Here is a 21169-nt window from a genome sequence, read left to right as displayed (position 1 = left end):
AAAAAGATTAAGTCGGAAGCTCGGCCAAATTTTGTTCAGCTAAAATATCCAAGCCCTCCGGATGTTCAAAATAATGCAAACGCAACTTTCCGTCTTGCAAACGAGCAAAAGTGGGCTGCGAAAACCAATCGCCCAAGTTAATATAACGGCGACCGCTTTCATCTAAGCGCAGGTCTTGTGCCAAATGTCGGTGGCCAAACATAAAAAAATCAACTGCCGGGCAGCTCTCTTTTTTTCGTTGGCAATATAAAATTAACCACTCTTTTTCTGTGCCTAAAAAATTTTGGGGGCCATCTTGGGCGGCTCGGCTAGAATGCGAAAAAAATTGCGCCAAAGCCGCTCCAACATCTGGATGCAACCAACGAAACAACCACTGGCAAAAAGAATTTCTAAAAATTTTCTTGATAAACTTGTAGCCATGATCGCCGGGTCCTAAGCCATCGCCATGTCCAATCAAAAAATTTTGGCCCTGCAAACAAACTTGAATCGGATCGCGATGAATTTTTGCGCCCAGCTCCTCTTCAAAGTAATCAAACATCCAAACATCATGATTACCTGTGAAAAAATGTAAGTCTACTCCCCGATCGGCCAATTGCGCCAAAAGGCCCAAACTTCTCAAAAAACCTTTGGGCACCACCGTTTTGTACTCAAACCAAAAGTCAAAAATATCGCCGACCAAATAAAGGGCTTCGGCCTCCTTATCTGCTAAAATGGTTTGTAACCAACGAACAAATTGTCGTTCTCTTTTTGCCGAATTGGCTACTCCCAAATGAATATCTGAAGCAAAATAAATACGAGCGGACATGATTTTTATAGCTGTTTGCCGCAAGATACCAAAAAGCAGTGGCGACTTTGATATAGATTCCTTAAAATAAAGCGTTGGCTCTTTCCGTTATAAAATGGTACTGTTATGCAAGTTGATTTGAAATCAGTGCATTAAGGAATTGCTAATTGTGACCGAAGAAAAAAAAATGCATCACATTTAAGGCTGTTCTTCCGTTTATTTGACGATAAACGCAAGAACAAAAAGAGTTATTAAAAACGAGCCCATAAAAAAAATACTTTGGCTTTCTATCTCCCCCCCACTATTTTGGCGCCTTTTTCGCACTAAAACAGTTTATCAGCAAAAAATATACTACTATGAATTTGAGCATGAAGCAGCCTTTTCTGCAGCTCGTTTACCTGGGCGCCATGATGAGTTTACTCTACATCAGTTATTTTCCTGGCGACTCTGCTTTTGCCCAAAAAATTGCCGCCGAAAGTCTAAGCATTATGTTTGGTCTTTTTTTAGTGGGCGGAATTTTTCTTTTTCTCAAGCGGCCCTATCTTATGTTGCAATCTTGGTTGGCTTGCATGAGTTTTTGTTATTTTCTAAAGGGAAGTAGCGATAGTTTTTATTATGCTTCGGCCCAACAACAGCAACCCGTTTTTCAACTTTTACAATTAGATCTTAAAGCGGTTTTGCCCGAAGAAAAAACGGTTTTATTAGATCAGCTCAGCCATTTGCAAGCCGATTTAATTTACTTACAGGCGGATCAGAGCGCTGATGCTTGCTTGAGCGAAATTGAAAAAAAATATAGCCACAAATATGAGTTGGAGACCAAAAACTCTTGGGTCTACAGCCAGCGCCCTTTAATTATAGATTCTAGCAACTGGACCTTTGCGCCCCTACTTATTGATACGCAGGCGCAAATTCGCTTACTTTGTTTGCCACAAAATAAAAAAGAGTCCCTCAATTCAAATAAAATACAGCAACTAAGTAAACAGTCGGCTTTTATTGGGCCAGCGCCTCTTTTTGTTGTTAGTTGGAGCAGAGACCTCCCTTGGTCTGAAGAATTGCGCAACCTCCGCCAAAATTTAGAACTAGAAGATAGCCGCCTCGATATTAACTGGCAAACGGAAGGGCAACATATTTTTCACTCCAAAGAATTGCGCTGCCTAGAGCTAAGCTCTCCCATTGAGGCCCGCTCTTTATTTGGCCGTTACCAAATGCAAAAAACAACGGCCCCTTCGGCTGCATCTTATCTATAATTTTTCCTTTTTTTATGGGAGCACTCAAAGCCAAGCTTTTTTAAGTTTGGCTTTTTTTATTTTCTTTTTTTGGGGCCTCCGCTGCGGCTTCGCCTTGCGGCGCTACGTTTCGCAGCTCGCTGTTCGCTCGGCCCTGCGCAAAAAAACAAGTTTTTTGCTAGGTCTGCGGCTTCGCCGCCCTGCTGCACATCGCTAGGCCGAATAAATGTCCTGCGCTTCGGCCATTTTTTGATAAAAATTTTAAGCTAGTCAAGGCATTTTTCAAAGGCATAGCCGTAGCTATGGCTGAGAAAAATAACGATGAATAGCTGGAAATTAAATCAAAAAATAGAAGTGGTAGGGCTTTTATTTGGCCTTAGCCGCACAACTTTTGTTTTTTCTCTTGTTTTTTTTCTTCGGCCCAAAAAGGCCCTTTCAATTAGCGGCTTTCAATTAGCGGGCGGTAGGAAAATCTTTCTGATTTTTCTGCCGCTTTTTTCTTTGGTCCAAAAAAATGGATGAAAATTATAGGCAAAGAGAAAAACGGCCTCAAAAAAATGGTTAAATTGAAATGCGGGGCCAATTGGCTAAAAAAATCGGCCAGGCGGTTTTGGCCCAGCGCTGCGCAGCAGTGGCCGAAGGCCAGACCGAGTTTTTGAGCGCAGCGAAAAAACGAAGGGCCGAGCGAATAGCGAGCTGCGAAGCATAGCGGCGGCCAGCGAAGCTGGCCGCGGGCCCCAAAATTCCTATCATAAAAAAAAACCTCATGAAAAAAAGTAGTTTATTTTTACTCTCCCTCTGTTTTGCTAGCTTTTTTGGTGCCTGCCAAGAAAAAACGCCGCCCAAAGCGACGCCCGTAAAACAAGAAAGTGCTGACAGTAGCCAGCAAGAGCAGCCCAAAAAACAAAAAGGCATAGACGAAAAGTATCGAAAATGGATGGAAGCACAATTTGCGGCCGGAAAAGCTTGTCCCGAAGCCGATTGTAATCCAGAAACTTGGATGAAAAAAATTGAGGCGGGCGAAGAAGCCTGCAATACAGGCCTGCCCGATGAAATTCCGAACTGGATGCAAGCCGATATCAATGGCGATGGAATAATGGATGCGGTGGCCAATGTGCCGCTTTTGCAGTGCGATGGCGGAAAAAGCCAGGCGACCGCCGTACATCTTTTGGTCTTTTTATCTGATGGCCAAGGAGATTTTGCTATTTTAGACGACCCCAGTATTTTGCGCAAAGGAGCATCGGTAGAGCGTATAGACAGCCTCTTTGCCGATGGGCGCTTGCAGATGTATTATGGTGATTTTGCGCAAGAAGATCCACTTTGCTGCCCTTCTTTGGAAGAGCGAAAGCAATTTAAATATGAAGCCGGATTATTTAAATTATTAAAATAAAACCCTTATGCTAAACCCTAAAGTTTTGGTCATTGGTCTTTTGGCCCTAAGTCTTGGCGCTTGTAGCCCCGAAAAGCAAGCAGAAAAAAGCAGTGTAAAACAAGAAGTGCAAAAAGAAGAGGCGGTAGAACAACAACCTAAAGTTTCTTTTGAGCAATTGTATACAGATTGGCGGAGCGAACAAATTTCTGCTAAAAAATATGAGTCAGAAAAAAACTGTACGATAGAAATCACCTTAGCCGATGATTACAAAGGCCCAGGAATTGGTTTGCCGCTGGCGGCAGAATTAGAGGGCAAAATTATAAAAGGCGATTTGAATGCCGATGGGCAAGAAGATGCTGCTTTAAATGTGCCTTATATTCAATGCGATGGTGGAAGTGCCCTGCGTTATGCCAGCATCTCGCTTTTCTTTGTTTCTCAGACTGATGGCAGCTACCAGATTGTAGAAGATCCTAAGGTTTTAGCAAAGCTGGCGAATATTCTAAAAATCAAAGCCCTTCGATCGGGAGAAGTAGATATAGAATGCTTTTATCATCGGGATGAGGCCATGATGGGCTATGCGCCAGACAGTAGTTTGGTCAAAACCCTTTCTTTTCAGGATTTAATTTAAAAAACAACTATGCAGCCCTCAAAAAAACTGAGTATACATAAAATTTGCAACTACTTTACGGGCTATGAGCTCATCAACTACATTTATTGGCAGGAGCAGGCCCTGGGCAAGAACAAAAGTATCTTGTCTAAAAAAGCGGCGGTTTCGGAAAGTTTGCCTCAGCTTTGGATACATAATAAAGAGAAGGGGCAACAATATGATCTTTTGGGCCAATTGGATTTGGCTGAGGGAGAATATGCCGAAGGCTTTTTGATTCAGCATTTAGATTTTTCTGATGAGCGTTCTTGGCGATTTAATGGTTATGCTTATCAGCAGCATATATTAAATGACTACAATTTTATGCACAAAGATTTTTTGGAGGGCCAAATTTTGGTTTGGAGTCGAGCGGGCGAGCAAAGACGTTTTTGGTTGCTGGACAGTTTGGGTCAAAAGCATCAGTTGTTGCTTGCTGCTGCGGCAAAAGTAGATTGGCGAATTGATGTACGCAGCCGCGAGCTACAGATCTTTCAGCTGGATATAGACAAAGGATTAGTGATAAAAACGGTCAAATTATAATATGCGAGATTGGGTAGCTGAATTTTATAAAAAGCAAAATGATTGGCTGGGCGTTTACCTTGGTCCAGTTAGCGAAGAAGACCATCGGAGGGCCCAACGTTTGCAAGACTTGGCCGGCTTGAGTGGTAAAAAAAAGGTGCTCGAATTGGGTGGTGGTGGCGGGCAGACTGCTTTGGCCATTGCCCAATTGGGGCATGAAGTAGATATGGTAGAGCTTTTAGAAAGCTCGGCCAATTGGGCCAAAAAACTGGCTAAACAACATGCTGCTTCACGCCTAAATATCATTCAGGCCGATTTTTATGATTGGGAGGGGCCAGAAAAGCAGTACGACCTCATTTGTTATTTTGATAGCTTTGGCATTGGCAGCGATAGTGAACAACAAGAACTTTTGCAAAAAATGCATGATTGGCTGGCCCCAGAAGGCCTTATTATCATTGAAGTAGGCGCCAGCTGGTACTGGTCGGGCCAAGCCTGGGGGCAAGAGTATGATTTTGACCTGGGCATCCGAAGACATGAATTTGACCCCATCAATTGCCGTTTGATTGATAAATGGTGGCTAAAAAATTGTCCGGAAGAAATTTATCAACAATCTTTGCGCTGTTACACTCCTGCCGACTTTGAGCTGCTGCTACAAAATACCCCGCTCAAAATCAGCAAATTACAAACTGGGCCCACTTTTGACGAAGAACAAAACATAGTGCAAGAGCAGGCTAATTGGGCTGATTGTATGACTTACTTTGTTTGTTTACAAAAAGAAAGCTAAAAAAGTTAGACAGACCAAAAATAAAAGCCTATCTTGTGCATACGCTTTTGCTTTGACCGGCAAACTGGTAAGCTACGATAAGGTAAAAATTAGGTTGTAATAAGTGTTGTATTAGCTTTTGTGTGTGCCTTTTTTCTTTTGTTGTTATCTCCCCTGTTTTGGTCTTGGGCCTTAGGCCGCAAAGCTTTTACATTAAATTTTATTCATTCTATTTAATATTTTTTCTATGAACATTTTCGTAGCGAAGTTGAACTTCAGAACTACTTCTGAAGAGCTAGAAGAGCTGTTCGCTCAGTTTGGTACTGTGGACTCTGCTAAAATCATTATGGACCGTGAAACGGACCGCTCAAAAGGGTTTGGCTTTGTTGAAATGCCCGACGAAGAGGATGGCCAAGCAGCTATCGACGCTTTGAACGAAACCGAATTCCATGAGCGCACTATCGTTGTTAAGAAAGCTCGTCCCCGTGAGGAGCGTCCTCGTAACAACAACCGCAGTGGCGGACGTGGCGGTTACGACCGTGGCGGACGTAGCGGTGGTGGTTATGACCGTGGCGGCCGTAGTGGCGGTGGTTACGATCGTGGTGGCCGTGGTGGTTATGACTACTAGACGACAACACCTTACCTTCTAATATAGTTGGCTGGTCCAACTGATAGAAACAACTAAGCAACTCCTTTTTTAGGAGTTGCTTTTTTTTTGCTTTAGCTGGGCTTAGGTAAATTACCTACAAATAAGAAATGGGGAAAATGGAATTTGTCCACAAAAAGTTTATTTTGTAAATTTACCATCTTAGAGTTGCCAACAGATTTGTTTTTACCTACTATTTACTTCCCAAAATACTAAAAACATGACTGCCCAACAGCTCCAACAACTAATAGAAGAACCAGAGGCCCTAAGAAGCTGTAGCTACGAACAACTAGAGCAACTCCTGCTCCACTACCCTAGCTCTAGCCTCATTCGTGCCCTTTTTCTCATTAAGTTGGGCCAAAACCAAGGCCGAAATTATTACAGACAACAGCAAATTTTTGCCTTTTATGATCCAAAAGTTAAAGGATTGCGCAGCAAACTTTTAACAAAAGGCCTAAAATTGCAGAGCAAGCACAGCCTATGAGAGAGTATGTAGAAGGTCCCTCCAAAAAGGAACCCCAAAACAATATCCATCCAAGGCAAGGGCAATCCCTGCTAGAGCGGTTTTTGCAAGAAAATGCAGCAGCCCAAGGCGAGCCCCTGCCCCAAGATGAACCCATAGGCGAAATTCCAATTCCAGACCGCAAAAAACGTTTTAAGTTCTTGAGATTTCCAAAATTAAAAGCCCTGCTCGACCAACTCCAAGAGGAGGACCAACAACCCGCAGATGGCTATATTATTACTGGCGATGAGCAAAGCAGCCCGCCCAAAGGCCTAGAACAAGCCGCCCAAGAGCAAGACGATACCCAAGAGTTTTTGGATAAAATTGACCAAAAACTAGTAGACCTCAGAGCCAACCGCAAACAGAAAAAAAAGAACGCTTCCCAACAACTCGAAGAAGATATACAACAAAGTATCTTAGCCGATAATCAATTGGCCTCTGAACGCTTAGCCGAAATTTTGGCCCAGCAAGGAAAAAAAGCCGCGGCAATTGCAATGTACCAGCGCCTAAGTTTGAAATTTCCTAAAAAAAGTCTTTTCTTTGCCAATAAGATTAAAGAACTCTCTATCTAAATCTAGCGAGTCTCTCCATTAGAAGCCTACTAATAGTAAGATATAAATTATGACACTGCTCACAACCCTCATCGCCCTGATCGCCCTGCTACTCATCCTCGTTGTTATGGTCCAAAACCCTAAAGGAGGAGGACTTAACTCGGCGTTTGGAGGTACTCAAGAAGCCCAAAAAATTATGGGCGCCTCTAGATCAGGCGACATCCTAGTAAAGGTAACTTGGACGCTAGGCGGCCTGCTCATGCTGCTTACCCTTCTTGCTGGCCTCATTGTCTAGGTTTTAAGATTGATTGTATTCATAATAAGCGCTAAGCCCCGTTCTCGGGGCTTTTTTTGTCCCTAAGCCCGAATTTCGCCCAAAACACCCCAAACAAGAGCCCCCCCTTTTTTGTCTAGCTGATGTATATCCCTTGCCCATCAAAACGCTTTTAGCATGCGCAACTTTCTCAAAATACTGCTTCGCATACTGCCTATTTTGGCCCTGCTTGGCCTCGGCTTTTGGATTTTTTTACAATTCTATGGCTCTAGAGAACAAGAAAACTGGTTCTCCTCTCAATATTGGGGACAAGAAAATAAAGCCCAAAGAGCCGCCGCCCAAACTTTTATACAGCACTATAAAGATAGTCTGCAAAATAATACACTCAGCCCCCAATTCCTCCGCTGGGCTAGCAATTATAGCCAAGATAGCCTCCAAATTTCAGCCCTAGAAGCCAAAGAAAAATTGAGCATACAACTGCTCCAACGACATATCCAAGACCAAAGAAGCCAACGCCCACCCCTCATCCAGTTTTTGCAAAACCCCCAATACTGCCCCCCAGATTCTATCGCCCTTTTAACCCTAGAAAAAAAATGGCTGCGCCAAACTGCCCCCGATAGCCTGCAAACTTGCCTCAAAAAATTACCCAACTGCCAACAAGCCAGCCAAACAGAAAAACAATACTTCCAAAACCGCCTCGCACTCCTCATGGGAAAAGAGGTCCAAACCGAACTCCTCTTTGGCGTCTTTCAAGAAGAACTAGATAGCCTCTATACCCAATTGGCCAAAATCGATAGCCTCAGCCAATTGCCCAACTACTGGAAAAAACTCCAAAAACAAAAAGGCCAAATCGATAGCCTGCCCAAACTCCCCATAGAAGATATTAGCACCCTCTTTCTGCCCCCATTCGTCCGCCAAGACCAAATTCTTGGCCTCCAAAAATTATCCGCAAAAAATAGCTGGCCCCAAAGCCTGCTCCCCCTAGCCCCCCTACTAGAAAAAGAACTCTCCCAAATCGATAGCCTCCTACTCTCCCCCTTCCTTCCCCTGCCCTTCCCCAACCTAATCGAACTTAACCCCCAAAATAAAACAGAAGAAAAAACAATCCTCCTCGCTCAAATTTGGCAAACTAAACTACTCCTCGCCGAATTAGGCTGGTATAACCAAAATTGGACAATCCAAGAATTAAAAGCTTTTCTCCAAAAAAATAGCCCCCTCCCAAACTACTTCCAAGAACAACTAATTCTCTATCTTCGCTCTCAACCCGGCCAATTAGTCCGACCAAAACTCCAAAATGAAGTCCTCAGAGAACTAAACTATAAAATGACCAAAAATAATCAACCCCTCAATAAAAAACAATTTCTAATACAATTTGCCGCCCTCCCCCTAGATCTCTGGGAGGAAGCCCTAGACCTCTACTCACCCAAATAAATTAGCCTTATTTTTAGCCTCTACTAAATATTTTGTCAATTATGTACAAACTCTTCTTACATAGCAGCCTGCTCACTATCTTCCTCTTTATGGCCAGCTGTAGCAACGAAAATAACCCCGCCCTAGAATCCAATACCCCCCAAAAGACAGAAAAAGAAATAGCCCAAACCCCTAAGGAAGAAAAAAAAGGCCTGCCCCTCCAAATCTCTGGACGTATCAACGGTCTCGCCCCAAAAACCAAAATTTTTCTCGACCAAAGAGGTACCAATAGCGTCGAATCCCTCTCCTCTGTAGAAATTGACGAAAATGGACAGTTCCAACTCCATGCAGAACTTGCCCACCCCAATATCCTCCGCCTACGATTTAATGCCCAGTATATCTGGCTGGCCCTAGAAGGTAATGAAACCCTCCAAATTGAAGCTACTCTCAATGAAAAAGCCCTCAGCCAAGTCAATATCCAAGGATCCCCCTTCTCTAGCGAACTCAATAAACTCGTCCTGGCCAAAGCCAAACAAGAAGATCGAGCAAAATACCTAGAAGATAAAACCGAAGAACAAGTCTTAGTCAACCTTTTTATCGTCGAAAGCCTCGATATTAACAATTATTTGCCCCTCTACCAAAAGGTCCGTGACCAACTTACTAAAACCTACCCCAACTGGAACTATACCCGCGAGTTTAATAACCGCATTATGCTTACCGCCCAAAAGAAACAACAACAACCCTTTGGTATCGGTAACCCCATGCCCGACATTAAACTGCCTAGCCCCTCTGGCGAACAAATTGCCCTCTCTTCCCTCAAAGGAAAAGTCGTTTTGGTCGATTTCTGGGCTAGCTGGTGTGGCCCCTGCCGCCGCGAAAACCCCAATTTAGTCAACATCTATAATAAATATAAAGAGCAAGGTTTTACCGTCTATAGCGTCTCTCTAGATGGTCTCGATGACCGCAAAATGGCTTTCTTCAAAGGCAAAGGCGATATGCTCAAAATGCAAATGGAACAACAGACCCAACGCTGGAAACAAGCCATCGAACAAGATCAACTCGCTTGGCCCTATCATGTTAGCGAATTGCGCGGCTGGAGCAGCCTCGTCGCCCGCCAGTTTGGGATCAATTCTATCCCCAGAGCCTTTTTACTCGATAGAAATGGCGTGCTCCGATATGCCGATGGCCTCCGTGGACCCGCCCTAGAAGCTAAGGTCAAAGAGTTACTTTAATTTTTGTTCTTTACTCCCTTTCTCAAAAGCTAGTGCTATTTTTAGTGCTAGCTTTTTCTTTTTTTTGGGGCCCGCGGCCAGCTAGGCTACGCCTAGGTCGGCCGCCGCTATGCTGCGCCGCTCGCAGGTCTGCTCGGCCCTGCGTCGCTTCGCTCCTGGGTCTGGCGCTGCGCGCCACGGCTGCGCAGCGCTGGGCCAACTAGACTCACCTCCTAAATCCATTTCCTTATGCCTATTGACCGCTGGGATATTCTTGGCCTTCTGGCTATTCCCCTTTTTATTGTTTTGGGCCAAAGCTTTGGCCTGGCTTTTTTAGTCTTCTTGCTCTTGGCCCTCCGCTGGGGAAAACGCTTATATAAGGCTTGGCCCAATTGGGGCAAACTCTACTTTCTCCTCTTTGCTTTGGGCTTTGCTTCTTGGATAGGCTTTAGCTTTTGGCTAGTCCATGGTGTTTATCAACCCTTAGATCAAGATTTTTCTCCCCAGTATATTCTGGTCCTTGGCGCTGGCGTTCGAGAAAATGGCCAACCCAAAAATCAATTGCGCTACCGCCTAGATAAAACCTATGAACTAGCCCAAATCTACCCACAAGCCAAACTCATTTTATCCGGCGGCCAAGGCCCCGATGAACCCCTAAGCGAAGCCCAAGCTATGCAAAACTATTTGGTCCAAAAAGGCATAGACAAAAGACGCATTCTTCAAGAAAATCAATCTACCTCCACCCAAGAAAATCTAGACTTCTCCGCCCAAAAGTATCCCCAACTAAAAATAACCCCAAGCATTATTGTCAGTAGCGACTACCACCTAAAACGTGCCCACTTTTTGGCCCAAAAAAAAGGCTTCCAAAATATTAAAGCACAAGCCGCCCCCACGCCCTTTCTCTGGCTACTCAACCAACTCCCCAGAGAGTATCTGGCTTTTCTTAAAGACTTTTTATTCTCTAAATAAAAAGACTAAAAAGCCAAAACTTCACTATTTTAGCCGCTTCATCTATCCATCTCTTTTTTGCGTCTAGAGGCGAGCGCAGCGAGCTAGCCACAACAAGCCCTTTAGGGCGTCTTCGACGACCAAAGAGAGTAACCGATCTGAAAGGAGGACCCAAGGCCAGACCGAGTTTTTGAGCGTAACGAAAAATAAAGGGCCGAGCAGACCTGCAAGCCCTGAAACGATAAGAAGGCCTTTAGGCCGCAGTTCGATGACCAAAAGGAATAACCGCAGCGACAACAAGGCTGAAAGTCGCAGTTCGACGACTGAAAGGAGTAACGCCCCAAAAGCCTACTAAAAAAGAAATTTATGAAGATACTGAATAGTCTTGTGCGTTTTGCATTTTCATTTCGGGCCAAAAAAATTCATTATTTCATGCAACACCCACATGAAGTACAAGAGCAATGGCTACAGCATTTGATTAGCAGAGCAAAACATACCCAATGGGGAAAAGAGTTTGGTTTTCAACATATTAAAACACATAAGGATTTTCAAAAACAGCTACCCCTAAGCGATTATGAGACCCTAAAGCCCTACATCCAACAGATGATGTTGGGCCAAAAAGATGTACTTTGGCCCGGGCAAACCAAATGGTTCTCAAAATCTTCAGGAACCACCAACGATAAGAGCAAATATTTGCCGGTTTCTATGGAAAACCTCAAAAAATGCCATTTGCAAGGTAGCCATGACGCCCTAGCGCTTTGGTATCATGGCCAACCCCAAACGCAAGTCATGAGCAATGCCAAAAGTTTGATTATGGGCGGAAGTCTAGAGCGCTTTGCCGAATTTCCAGAAAGCCAAATTGGCGATATCTCAGCCATTATGCTCCTCAATATGCCTTCTTATGGCAAGTACTTTTATACGCCTTCTATGGAAATAGCCCTGATGAAAGACTGGGAGCAAAAAATTGAATTGATGGCCCATGAAATCTGCCAAGAAAATCTGACAACCATTGGCGGAGTGCCCACTTGGACCATTGTGCTCTTTCGGAAACTACTAGAAGTTACCGGCAAATCCAATATCCTAGAGATTTTCCCCAACTTTGAGGTCTATATGCATGGAGGCGTTAGTTTTGAGCCTTATCGCCAACAATTTAAAGCCTTTTTGCCCTCAGAAAAAATCCAATATCGAGAGAGCTATAATGCCTCTGAAGGCTATTTTGCCAGCCAATACAATGGCCAAAATAAGGATATGTTGCTCTTATTGGACAATGGGGTCTATTATGAATTTATGCCTCTAAATGAATTGGGCTCGGCTCAACCAATTGTTTTGAGTTTGGCCGAGGTGGAACTGGACCAAGATTATGCCTTGCTCATTAGCAGTAATGCCGGCCTCTGGCGCTACCAAATTGGCGATACGATCCGCTTTACGAGTCTGGCCCCTTATCGCATTCAAGTTAGTGGGCGAACCAAGCATTTTATCAATGTTTTTGGCGAGGAGGTCATGGTCCAAAATACCGATAAAGCCCTGGCCATTTGCTGCGAAAAATGGAGCGCCCGAATTAGTGAATATACCGTTGGCCCCATCTTTTTAGAAGAAGGCAAGGGCGGACATGAGTGGTGGATAGAGTTTGAACAGCCCCCCAAAGACTTAACCACCTTTGCCCAAGATCTGGACCAAACACTACAAAGCCTCAACTCTGATTATGAGGCCAAAAGATACCGCAACCTGGCCCTGCAGCCGCTAAAATTGCATACTTTGGCCAAAGGGAGTTTTCATGCCTGGCTAAAATCTAGAGGAAAATATGGGGGCCAAAATAAGGTCCCTCGCCTATCCAATAGCCGAGAATATATTGAGTCCCTCGCTCAATTTGAACCCTAAGACCAAAAAAGAGGGCTGCCGAAAATTCGGCAGCCCTTCTTTTGGGACAACTTTAAGGTCTAACTTTATTTCTCAAAAATGAAGCCTTCTTTAGTGGCTTGTTCTCGAACGGCATCAAGCATGGCGTCATCTAAACTATTGCCTTTTTGGCCCGCTTGTTTTTTCCGCTCCTTACTTATGTAAGCCGAACGCTGTTTACTTAGTTCCTGAATTTCATTTTGAATGCGTTCTCGCTCCTTCATCTTGGCTTCTATCACTTCCTTGCGCTTGTCTTTCTCTAGCCCTTGGAGTTCTTCGGGTAGCTCCTCTTCATCAGCCTCCAAAATGACATCTTCATTCTCTACATAGGCATCTACAGCATCCCAAGAGGAGTTTTTGTAGGCCCCAGAAGATTTAGAAATGGCCCGCTCGGTTAGACTAAAAGCAGCGGCATTGACATCTTGTTTCTTTTGGCGAGCTTTCATTTCGGCTCCTTTGCGGCCACCATAACTCATATAGGTACGATTGAGGGTGTCATTGAGGCGGAGAATTTCTGCATCCTGAGGTGCTTCAATATGGGCAATCTTTTCATTTTGGTTGATGCAAAGGTACTTGCCCTCGGCCCGATCGGCTCCATCTTTCCAGAATAGCTGCACACCTTGTTTGCAGGCGCCACAAAAAATGGTATTGACCACAATATTGCGTTTTACGGCAGCTTTGCAAACCTTTTTATAGTTTTTTGGACCTTGAGTAAAGCGTTCGTTACCTGCAATAAAAATGAGTTTGAGATCTTCCTCTCTATCGGACCAATTCAAATTATCTAAGGCATCTTCTATGGCCCAACCACAATACTCAGAGCCGCCATTGGTGCGAATTTCAAAAAGTTTTTCCGAAACTAGGTCCAAATCTGTAGTCAATGGAGCAAGCTGCAACAAATAGCCGTTTTTGCTGGGGTGATTGTCTTTGCCATATTCATAGAGCGCCAACTCAATGTTTGGAGCTTTGCCATCTTTGCGGCTACGGGCCAATTCATTGACAATTTTCCAGAGCTGCGCTTTGGCTTGTTCAATAAGGCCGTCCATGCTGCCGCTGGCATCCAATAGGAGCGCAATTTGAATTTTGGGTTCGGCTGTCTGCTGTCGCGATTTTTCTACTAGGGGGGCTGTTAGGGATGGAGTTTGGGCTTGGACTGCGCCAAAACTGAGCAACAGCCCAAAGACGAAAAAATGAAGAATTTTCATATGTTCTAGTTTTTTATTAGTGGGGAATCCTTTGGGCTTAATAGTATTATTGATAAGATGTAAGCAGTTGCGTTTTTGGTGCTTCCTCTTTTTTGGGTCCAAAATGGAAGGCGGCGAAGCCGCCGCCGAGGCGCGCAGCGCCTGGCTGAGGGATAGATAGCAGTGGCCGAAGGCCAGACCGAGCTTTTGAGCAAAGCGAAAAAGCGAAGGGCCGAGCAGACCTGCGAGCTGCGACATAGCCCGACCCGAGCGAAGCGAGGGGCAGCCCCAAACTATCTACTTATCTTGCTAAACTATTTCTGGGCCAAAGGATATCTAGGCACAGACTCAATGGGTAATTTTTTGATTAAAGCATAGGCTTTGGGCAAGAAAAAAGAGCCAACTACCCCTTAGTAGTTGGCTCTTTAGTGCAAATTTATGTTTTTTTCTACGGTCTAGCGTCCGCGAATAGTAGTTGTTTGCTGAATCCAGCAAGGCACCTTAATGCTAGCCCCCTCTTTGAGTTGGCGCTGAAAAATATCTGTTTTGGTGGGCATAAATGCGCTATATTGGCCAATATATTTGTTGGCTTTAGCCGCTACAGAAGGATCAACAGACTTAGCTTTTGCCCATTCGTCGATAGCGGGCCAAACACAAATCTGAGCATCCCAGCCCGTTCCTTTGGCGCTACAACGTCCACCGCTAGAAGCGTACATAATTCCTACGAGCAAATAAGGCTCTCCCCAGTTGGGACGGAATTTAGAGGCCTTGCGGCAATAGCTACGAGCAGAGCCAAAACTACCTGCACGGAAAAGGCGGTCGGCATAGCGATAAGCCAAATCAGCTTTTACTTCATTGCTTACCCAACCCTCTTCATCAATGGCCGCGGGATAAAACTCCCAAGCTTTGTTCTTGAGCTCCTCACTTTCTTCGCGAGCGCCCTTAGAGCGATACATCAAAATTTTGGTATAGGCGGTAGTCGTATCACTATTAAGGATTTTATCAAAGTTGGCCGCAGCAATACTGTCTGCCACCTCTTCAAAAGCCTTTCGTACTTCCAGATAAAACTCATCTTCCCCACCACATTTTTTACCGATTACGGTCAAGATTTCGGTATTCTGTGCTTGGTTTCGAGGGTTTGCCTCAAACTTGGGGCGCCAGATTTTGGTATAATAAGCACAGCCAAAAATGGCATCTTTAATGGGCTCAAACTGTGCATCTACTTCGGTCCAAGCTTTTTTGTAATCATCTTTGGGGTTCTTTTTGGCCAATTCCTCCAAACTTGCATAAAGTTTACGCATATACTCTGCATCAATGCCTTCTACATTCGAGCGGAAAGCATAAACGGTTAGGGTAGCCAGAGGCGTCATAATCATTGCTGGCGCCTTCTCTTTGCCCAACTCTAGGCTGCGCTCATAGGCCTTGATGGTCTCCATCATGGGCGCCTGATTGGCGTATAAATAGTAGGCCTGATAGGCACGCACCAGCGCATCTTCACCATTACAGGCGGCATTTTGCTCATAAAGGGCGTTCCCTTTTTCAAACCATTCTTTTTTCTTTTCTGCATCTGCCTCCTGGCCCGCAAAATAGTAAGCCATTACGGCTCCATCTTCAAAGTGGCGCGTCTCTGCTTCTTTGGGCGCCTTTACATACTCAAAAAGCTCCTCCCAAATCGGGTAGGCCTCCTTATACTGCTGCTGATTAAATCGGTCTCGATAGATAACGTGCTGCTGGCGGGCGGCTTTTCGGCCCTTGGGGTAATTCTCCCAAGTTGTACAGTTATTGTCGGTTGTGGCATCTTGCGCATAAGCCGTTTGCAGGCTAAAGAGCCCGAGCCCAAGGAAGAGGGCCCATTTCATCATTTTTTTTGGATGCAATTTCATAATATAAGTTCTTTTTAGTTAGCTAAGAGCAAGGCTCTTATTCTTGTTTGTTTCGAGCTTTTTTCTTTTGGGGCTGCCCCGCCCTTTGGGCGGGTCGGGCTGTGTCAGGGCTCGCAGGTCTGCTCGGCCCTTCGCTTTTTTCGCTTTGCTCAAAAAGCTCGGTCTGGCCTTCGGCCCCCCTTATCCATCCCTCAGCCGCGTCGCTGCGCTCCTTTGCGGCGGCTTTGCCGCCTGTCTGCTGCAAATTTGGACCTTGGGGGCCAAAAAAACAACATTCTAAAGAGTTGAGCAAAGATTTGTTCTAAAAAAGCCAAGTTAAAGGGCTATTTTCTTGCTCCAGCTGCTCTTTTACAAATAATGTTCTATCTAAACTTAGAACGGCGGAACCAGCTACCATCATTGAGCGTAAAGGCCAGATTAAACTGCCAGTAATTCTCTTTGATCAGTTCGCTATGGCCCAAAAATCCATATTCTATGCCTAGTTGTACATGGCCCAACAGGGGCGATTTTAGGGGCTGTATGGGAAGTCCCAAGCCAAAAGCTATGCCATACTTCTGCAGCTGATAATCGTTGCCACCGCTCTCAATTGTTCGAGCATCGGTTCCATAAAAGAGGCCTGCCCGGTATCTGGCCCGCTGCAGCAGATGCCTGGTTTTATAGTTGGGCGTATACTCTGCGCCTAGGGCAAAGGTATAGCTATCCTCCATTCTGATATTAGAGTTATCATGAGAAAAACCAGAGGACCAAAGGCTTTGCTCAAAGTTGAGGCCCAAGCGCCAATGCAAGCCTTTATTTAAGGAAACCCCAACCCCATAGGTTAAGGGCATTTGCATGCTGCTCACGGCATCTTCTGTGTTAATGATGGTGTCTCGGGCATAAATGGCGCCATAGCGGATCACTTTTTCTTGAGAAAGTAGCTGAATTTTGCTACTTCCGCTAGCATAAGCCCCTACGGTCAGACGTAAATCCTCAAACAGTAGGGGATCGTCATCTAAAGGAGAGAAAAAGTGCTCATACTGCAGGCCTACATCCCAGAGCAAACCAGAGGCATTTTCTTCTAGCTGAAACTCTTCATCATAGCCAAAGGTATAGATACTATCCTGAAAATCGATATAATTGTTTTGGTAAAAGTTGCCAAAGAGGTAGCCCAAATTCACTCCAGCCGATACGCCTTTATACTTAAAGCCATTGGACCAGTTTGCTCTAAAGCGGTTTCCTTCTCCCTCATACTGATATTCAATATCACCAAATTGGGCATCGGAGCGCAGTACCCGCACATCATAGGCAATAGAGCTATGTGGCAGCAAGCTTAGGCCCATCCCCCACTGGATCGGAATCCCTTTTCGGAGGCTGTCTTTTTCTAGCTCCCAAGCTCTAGTAATTGGAAAAGCAATAGAAAAATAGCTCAGATTACCATCATTTGCGGTGGCCGAGAGGCCAGAGGCTTTCTCGCTCAGGCTAGAGCGCTTATAATAAATCCCCGTTTCTAGGGCAGTCGTTCTGAGGTGGCCCAAAGAAGCCGGGTTGCTAAGATCTACTTCCCAGATACTATTAAAGGTAGCACTGAGTGCTCCTGCAGAGCCCTGTACCACCTGCAATTGATTGCCTTGTAAATCTCCCAAACCAAAACGAGAGTAAGGCGAATTGGCCCGGGTATAATCTTGGGCAAAAAGAGAGGAAGTCAAAAAAAGAAGGGCAAAAGCCCAGCAGACTGCATTAGTCGGCAGTGTGTTGTTGCACATGATAGTTTAAAATTTGATTGAGGCCCATAAGGACCAGATTGGGCACCTTGAAAAGTTGACTGCTCAGGCGCTTTTCAAAAAAATCGGCATCGCCCCCAGTAATTAACACCCGAAGTTCGGGATATTCTTTTTGGTATTGAGCAATAAAGCCTTGCATCTCGTAAACGACACCAGACTGCACTCCGGTTTGTATAGAGCTCAATGTGGTATTGCCTATTTCTTGGTCCAAATCTATTCTTTGGACCAAAGGCAGCTTGTCCGTAAAATGCGCTAAGGCGGAAAAACGCATTTCTACACCGGCTAATATACTGCCGCCCAAGTAGTTGCCTCCCACTGTAATAAAATCATAGGTAATGCAAGTGCCCGCATCTATAACCAATACATCCGAGTCAGAAAATAAACTATGTGCAGCCACTACCGCAGCAATACGGTCATTTCCTAGGGTCTCTGGAGTAACATAACTATTTTCTATGGGCAGCGCAAGTTCCCAATTGAGCCGAACAAAATGCTCTAACTGCCCACTGAGCTGTCGCTCTATCCGGCTGTTTCTTCGGCGTACAGAAGACAGAATCGCCTGCCGAATAGGGTACTTTTTTAAGACCTTATCCAGCTTTTTTTGGCTAAAACGTTCTCTAGTCACCAATTGCAAAAGGTCTCCCTCCTCAGAAAAAACCGCCAACTTCGAGCGGCTATTGCCAATGTCAATGCAAAGATTCATATAAAAAGTCAACTAGTTTTGAGCGGCCAAGATAACTATTTTCATCCAAAGCAGTTTGGCCTTTTAGGCCAAAAAAAAAGGCCACTACCCCATTATAAGTAGTGACCTTTTAGGCGAAGAATAGCAAATTACTCTGCCGTTTCTTCTGTATTTTCAGCAGCGGCTTCAGTTTGGTCTACAACCTCATCAGCAACAACAGCATTAGGATCGTCATTGTATACCTCGAAAGTAGCTGTGGCACGTACGTCTTTCATCAAAGTGATGATCGCATTGTATTTACCCAACATTTTTACCTCCTCAGGCATTTTGATTTTCTTCTTGTCTACTTCTAGACCAAATCCTTCTTTAAGCGCATTGGCAATCTGTACAAAAGTAACAGAACCAAAGATTTTACCGCTAGTTCCAGCTTTAGCCGCAATACGAAGCGTAGCCGCCTCAATCTTGCTAGCCAAGTCCTGAGCTTCAGCAGCCATCTTGGCCAAACGAGCTTCTTGCTTGCTGATTTGCTCCATTAGAGAGTCTTTGTTTTCTTTATTCGCAACAATAGCAAACCCATGAGGGATAAGAAAGTTACGAGCGTAGCCAGGCTTTACAGTCACCAAAGTGTTGGCATAACCTAGGTTCTCTACGTCTTTGATAAGGATAATTTCCATAACAGGATCAGTTTTGAACAATCTTCTTTAATCAATTACTTCTTCATCAAGTCAGCTACATAAGGTAGCAAAGCCAAGTGGCGAGCACGCTTAACAGCAGTAGCCACTTTGCGCTGGTACTTCATTGAGTTACCAGTGATACGACGAGGCAACAATTTACCTTGCTCGTTGATGAAGTTCATAAGGAAATCGACATCTTTGTAGTCTACGTACTTGATGCCATAACGGCGAAAGCGGCAATATTTCTTGCGCTTTTGGCCGATTTTAGGATTGCTCAAAAACTTGATATCTTCTCTACTTGCCATAACAAGTTAATTTTAAATTGGAATAAATGAATGATTCTAGAAAGGATTAGACTACTTATCAGCAGACTCTTCTTTCTCCTCTTTTTTCTTGCCGATCAAACCGTTGCGCTTGTCGTCATTGTATTTTACGCCATGCTTGTCCAATTTGACAGTCAAGAAACGCAAAACACGGTCATCACGACGGAAAGCCAACTCTAGCTCCTCAATCAAATTTCCAATTACCTCTGCAGTTTTGAACTCTACTACGAAGTAGGCTCCAGAACTACGGCGGTTGATGGGATAAGTCAATTGCTTGATACCCCACTCATCAACATTTACGATCTCGCATTTGTTGCTTTTCAAATGCTCTACATAAAGCTGAGCTGTCTCTTTGATTTCATCACCTGACAGAACGGGATCGACGATGAAAGTACACTCGTATTGTCTCATTAAGATTTACAGTGTTAAATATGGTTAGATAAAATAAAAAACCGCCCCTCTTAGCAGAGAAGCGGCTGCAAAAATAAGCTTTTATCTCAATTATCAAAAACTATTTGGTCCTTATTGCCAAGGTTTTTAGTTTTTGCTGGCGGGCATCTCTAGCTCATATTTATCCATATACTTTTTGTAGAGCTGCTTTTGCTTGTCTTTGTCCAAATCCAAAAGCTTCCCATCCAAATAAGCGGCCATAATCTGGCTGCTTCGCATATCCAATAAATCGCCCTTAGAAAGGATGAAGCTAGCCGCTTTGCCCTTTTCCAAGCTCCCAATCTGCTCCGATAGGCCCAAGATTTCTGCTACATTGCTCGTAATAGCCGCCAAGGCCACCTCCTTGGGCAAGCCATAAGCTACCGCTTGGCCCGCCTGAAAGGCAAGGTTGCGCTGGTTCCAGCTCCCTTGCATACTCAAAGCGAATTTGACGCCCTTTTTATGCAAAATCGCCGGTGTTTTATACGGCTGGTCCACATCATCATGCTCCAAACGAGGCAAGGCGTGTAAGTTGCTTAAAATGACGGGAATCTTTTGCTCGGCCAAGAAGTCGGCAATGCGCCAAGCCTCTGCCGCCCCAACAAAAACCAACTTTACTCCATAAGGCGACAACAATTGATGGGCCTCTAACATCGCCTTGGCCTCATCTACATGTACATACAACCGCTTTTCACCAGAGAATAAACCCCGCATGCTCTCCATTTTGATGTTCTTTTTTTCAGGCGCCTCTTGCTGACAATAAGCTGCGGCCTCGGCCAAATAGAGCTGCAAACCCGCTATGGTGGGCCGATATTTCTCATTGAGTTTGGTAGGACCAGGAGCCGCCCACCAACCCGTAAACTGAAAGCGCTTGGGCCACCATAAATGCGTGCCCTCATCCAGTTCTACAGCTGCATCTTCCCAATTGAAGGCCGATAGGCGCAAAACAGATGATTGCCCCGAAATCCGTCCACCTTCTGGTACTACCTGGCTGTATAAGATGCCATTGCTCAATATAGTGGGCAATATTTCTGAGTCGGTATTGTAAGCCACCACAGAGCGAATATTGGGATTGAAGTAGCCAACCTCTCTAAAATCTAAGGTAGCCCGAACCGCCTCTACCTCTACCAAGCCCAATTGGGTGTTGGCGGCAATCAAGGCCGGATAAACCCACTGCCCTTGCCCATCTATCTGCTCTTTGTAGTTTTTTTGGGCCAGTTCTTTGGCCGGTCCAATGTCTACAATTTTACCGGCCTTGACGGCTATTGCCCCCTCTTCTATAATATCTCCTTGGCCCGTATGAATACGAACGTTTTTCAAGAGATAATGATCTGTTTTCTGTGCCCAGACCGAGGCAGTTATGGCCCAAAACAAAAGGACCAGCAAACTCCATTTTTTCATCTATATATAATATGTATCATGTTAATAATTAGGCCCCCTTTTCTGCGCCTAGAGGCGGGCGAAGCCCGCCGGCCTAGCGATGCGGAGCGGGTGG

At 44.8% G+C, this 21169-nt stretch carries 22 protein-coding genes; 13 read left to right on the top strand and 9 right to left on the bottom strand.

Features of this window, described 5'->3' with window-relative positions:
* Positions 1 to 7 precede the first annotated feature (7 nt).
* On the bottom strand, positions 8 to 805 hold the full coding sequence (locus SAPGRDRAFT_RS14215) for a UDP-2,3-diacylglucosamine diphosphatase (RefSeq protein ID WP_002659945.1): 798 nt from the start codon (positions 803 to 805) through the stop codon (positions 8 to 10).
* Between the two features lie 335 nt (positions 806 to 1140).
* Between SAPGRDRAFT_RS14215 and SAPGRDRAFT_RS14210 the strand changes: the two genes are divergently transcribed.
* The 13 genes from SAPGRDRAFT_RS14210 to SAPGRDRAFT_RS14140 all read left to right on the top strand — a co-directional run bounded on the left by SAPGRDRAFT_RS14210 (position 1141) and on the right by SAPGRDRAFT_RS14140 (position 12727).
* Positions 1141 to 2031 carry a hypothetical protein gene (locus SAPGRDRAFT_RS14210; protein WP_002659943.1) on the top strand — a complete coding sequence of 297 codons (891 nt, stop codon included), beginning with the start codon at positions 1141 to 1143 and terminating at the stop codon, positions 2029 to 2031.
* 745 nt (positions 2032 to 2776) lie between these two features.
* Positions 2777 to 3400: a hypothetical protein gene (locus tag SAPGRDRAFT_RS14195; protein ID WP_002659941.1), complete on the top strand. Its 624-nt coding sequence runs from the start codon at positions 2777 to 2779 to the stop codon at positions 3398 to 3400.
* A 7-nt stretch (positions 3401 to 3407) separates the two neighbouring features.
* Complete coding sequence (locus SAPGRDRAFT_RS14190) at positions 3408 to 4010, top strand: hypothetical protein (RefSeq protein WP_002659940.1); 603 nt, start codon at positions 3408 to 3410, stop codon at positions 4008 to 4010.
* A gap of 9 nt (positions 4011 to 4019) precedes the next feature.
* Positions 4020 to 4565 (top strand): hypothetical protein, encoded by a 546-nt coding sequence (locus tag SAPGRDRAFT_RS14185; RefSeq protein ID WP_002659939.1) that lies wholly within the window; start codon positions 4020 to 4022, stop codon positions 4563 to 4565.
* 1 nt (position 4566) lies between these two features.
* Positions 4567 to 5328: a class I SAM-dependent methyltransferase gene (locus SAPGRDRAFT_RS14180; RefSeq protein WP_002659938.1), complete on the top strand. Its 762-nt coding sequence runs from the start codon at positions 4567 to 4569 to the stop codon at positions 5326 to 5328.
* 226 nt (positions 5329 to 5554) lie between these two features.
* The gene (locus SAPGRDRAFT_RS14175; protein WP_002659937.1) at positions 5555 to 5935 is read left to right on the top strand and encodes an RNA recognition motif domain-containing protein; all 381 of its coding nucleotides are present in this window, start codon (positions 5555 to 5557) and stop codon (positions 5933 to 5935) included.
* Between the two features lie 238 nt (positions 5936 to 6173).
* On the top strand, positions 6174 to 6437 hold the full coding sequence (locus tag SAPGRDRAFT_RS14170; protein WP_002659936.1) for a hypothetical protein: 264 nt from the start codon (positions 6174 to 6176) through the stop codon (positions 6435 to 6437).
* A complete protein-coding gene (locus SAPGRDRAFT_RS14165; protein ID WP_002659935.1) occupies positions 6434 to 7027 on the top strand; it encodes a hypothetical protein in 594 nt (197 codons plus the stop codon). The genes SAPGRDRAFT_RS14170 and SAPGRDRAFT_RS14165 overlap by 4 nt, the downstream gene beginning before the upstream one ends.
* 49 nt (positions 7028 to 7076) lie before the next feature.
* Positions 7077 to 7301, top strand: coding sequence for a preprotein translocase subunit SecG (gene secG / locus SAPGRDRAFT_RS14160; RefSeq protein ID WP_002659934.1), 225 nt, complete (start codon positions 7077 to 7079; stop codon positions 7299 to 7301).
* A gap of 156 nt (positions 7302 to 7457) precedes the next feature.
* Complete coding sequence (locus SAPGRDRAFT_RS14155) at positions 7458 to 8711, top strand: hypothetical protein (protein WP_002659933.1); 1254 nt, start codon at positions 7458 to 7460, stop codon at positions 8709 to 8711.
* A 41-nt stretch (positions 8712 to 8752) separates the two neighbouring features.
* Complete coding sequence (locus SAPGRDRAFT_RS14150) at positions 8753 to 9922, top strand: TlpA family protein disulfide reductase (protein ID WP_002659932.1); 1170 nt, start codon at positions 8753 to 8755, stop codon at positions 9920 to 9922.
* 228 nt (positions 9923 to 10150) lie between these two features.
* Positions 10151 to 10870 (top strand): YdcF family protein, encoded by a 720-nt coding sequence (locus SAPGRDRAFT_RS14145; RefSeq protein WP_002659931.1) that lies wholly within the window; start codon positions 10151 to 10153, stop codon positions 10868 to 10870.
* Positions 10871 to 11215: 345 nt separating this feature from the next.
* Entirely contained in the window at positions 11216 to 12727 is a 1512-nt protein-coding gene (locus SAPGRDRAFT_RS14140) for a GH3 auxin-responsive promoter family protein (protein ID WP_002659930.1), read from the top strand.
* Between the two features lie 65 nt (positions 12728 to 12792).
* Here SAPGRDRAFT_RS14140 and SAPGRDRAFT_RS14135 read toward each other — a convergent pair whose 3' ends face one another.
* From SAPGRDRAFT_RS14135 to SAPGRDRAFT_RS14095, 8 genes are all read right to left on the bottom strand, one after another.
* Complete coding sequence (locus tag SAPGRDRAFT_RS14135; RefSeq protein ID WP_002659929.1) at positions 12793 to 13947, bottom strand: vWA domain-containing protein; 1155 nt, start codon at positions 13945 to 13947, stop codon at positions 12793 to 12795.
* A 434-nt stretch (positions 13948 to 14381) separates the two neighbouring features.
* Positions 14382 to 15809 (bottom strand): hypothetical protein, encoded by a 1428-nt coding sequence (locus SAPGRDRAFT_RS14130; protein ID WP_002659928.1) that lies wholly within the window; start codon positions 15807 to 15809, stop codon positions 14382 to 14384.
* A gap of 362 nt (positions 15810 to 16171) precedes the next feature.
* A complete protein-coding gene (locus SAPGRDRAFT_RS14120; protein ID WP_002659927.1) occupies positions 16172 to 17551 on the bottom strand; it encodes a hypothetical protein in 1380 nt (459 codons plus the stop codon).
* A complete protein-coding gene (locus SAPGRDRAFT_RS14115) occupies positions 17526 to 18269 on the bottom strand; it encodes a type III pantothenate kinase (protein ID WP_002659926.1) in 744 nt (247 codons plus the stop codon). Before SAPGRDRAFT_RS14115 ends, SAPGRDRAFT_RS14120 begins: the two co-directional genes overlap by 26 nt.
* 128 nt (positions 18270 to 18397) lie before the next feature.
* On the bottom strand, positions 18398 to 18922 hold the full coding sequence (gene rplI, locus SAPGRDRAFT_RS14110; protein WP_002659925.1) for a 50S ribosomal protein L9: 525 nt from the start codon (positions 18920 to 18922) through the stop codon (positions 18398 to 18400).
* A gap of 35 nt (positions 18923 to 18957) precedes the next feature.
* Entirely contained in the window at positions 18958 to 19227 is a 270-nt protein-coding gene (rpsR, locus tag SAPGRDRAFT_RS14105) for a 30S ribosomal protein S18 (RefSeq protein WP_002659924.1), read from the bottom strand.
* Positions 19228 to 19278: 51 nt separating this feature from the next.
* Positions 19279 to 19656 (bottom strand): 30S ribosomal protein S6, encoded by a 378-nt coding sequence (gene rpsF, locus SAPGRDRAFT_RS14100; RefSeq protein WP_002659923.1) that lies wholly within the window; start codon positions 19654 to 19656, stop codon positions 19279 to 19281.
* Positions 19657 to 19782: 126 nt separating this feature from the next.
* The gene (locus SAPGRDRAFT_RS14095) at positions 19783 to 21075 is read right to left on the bottom strand and encodes an amidohydrolase family protein (protein WP_002659922.1); all 1293 of its coding nucleotides are present in this window, start codon (positions 21073 to 21075) and stop codon (positions 19783 to 19785) included.
* Between the last annotated feature and the right edge of the window lie 94 nt (positions 21076 to 21169).

Source organism: Saprospira grandis DSM 2844 (assembly GCF_000275825.1).
GTDB lineage: Bacteria > Bacteroidota > Bacteroidia > Chitinophagales > Saprospiraceae > Saprospira > Saprospira grandis_A.
Note: the sequence above shows the minus strand (reverse complement) of the source record. Positions and strands in the feature narration are given on the sequence as shown.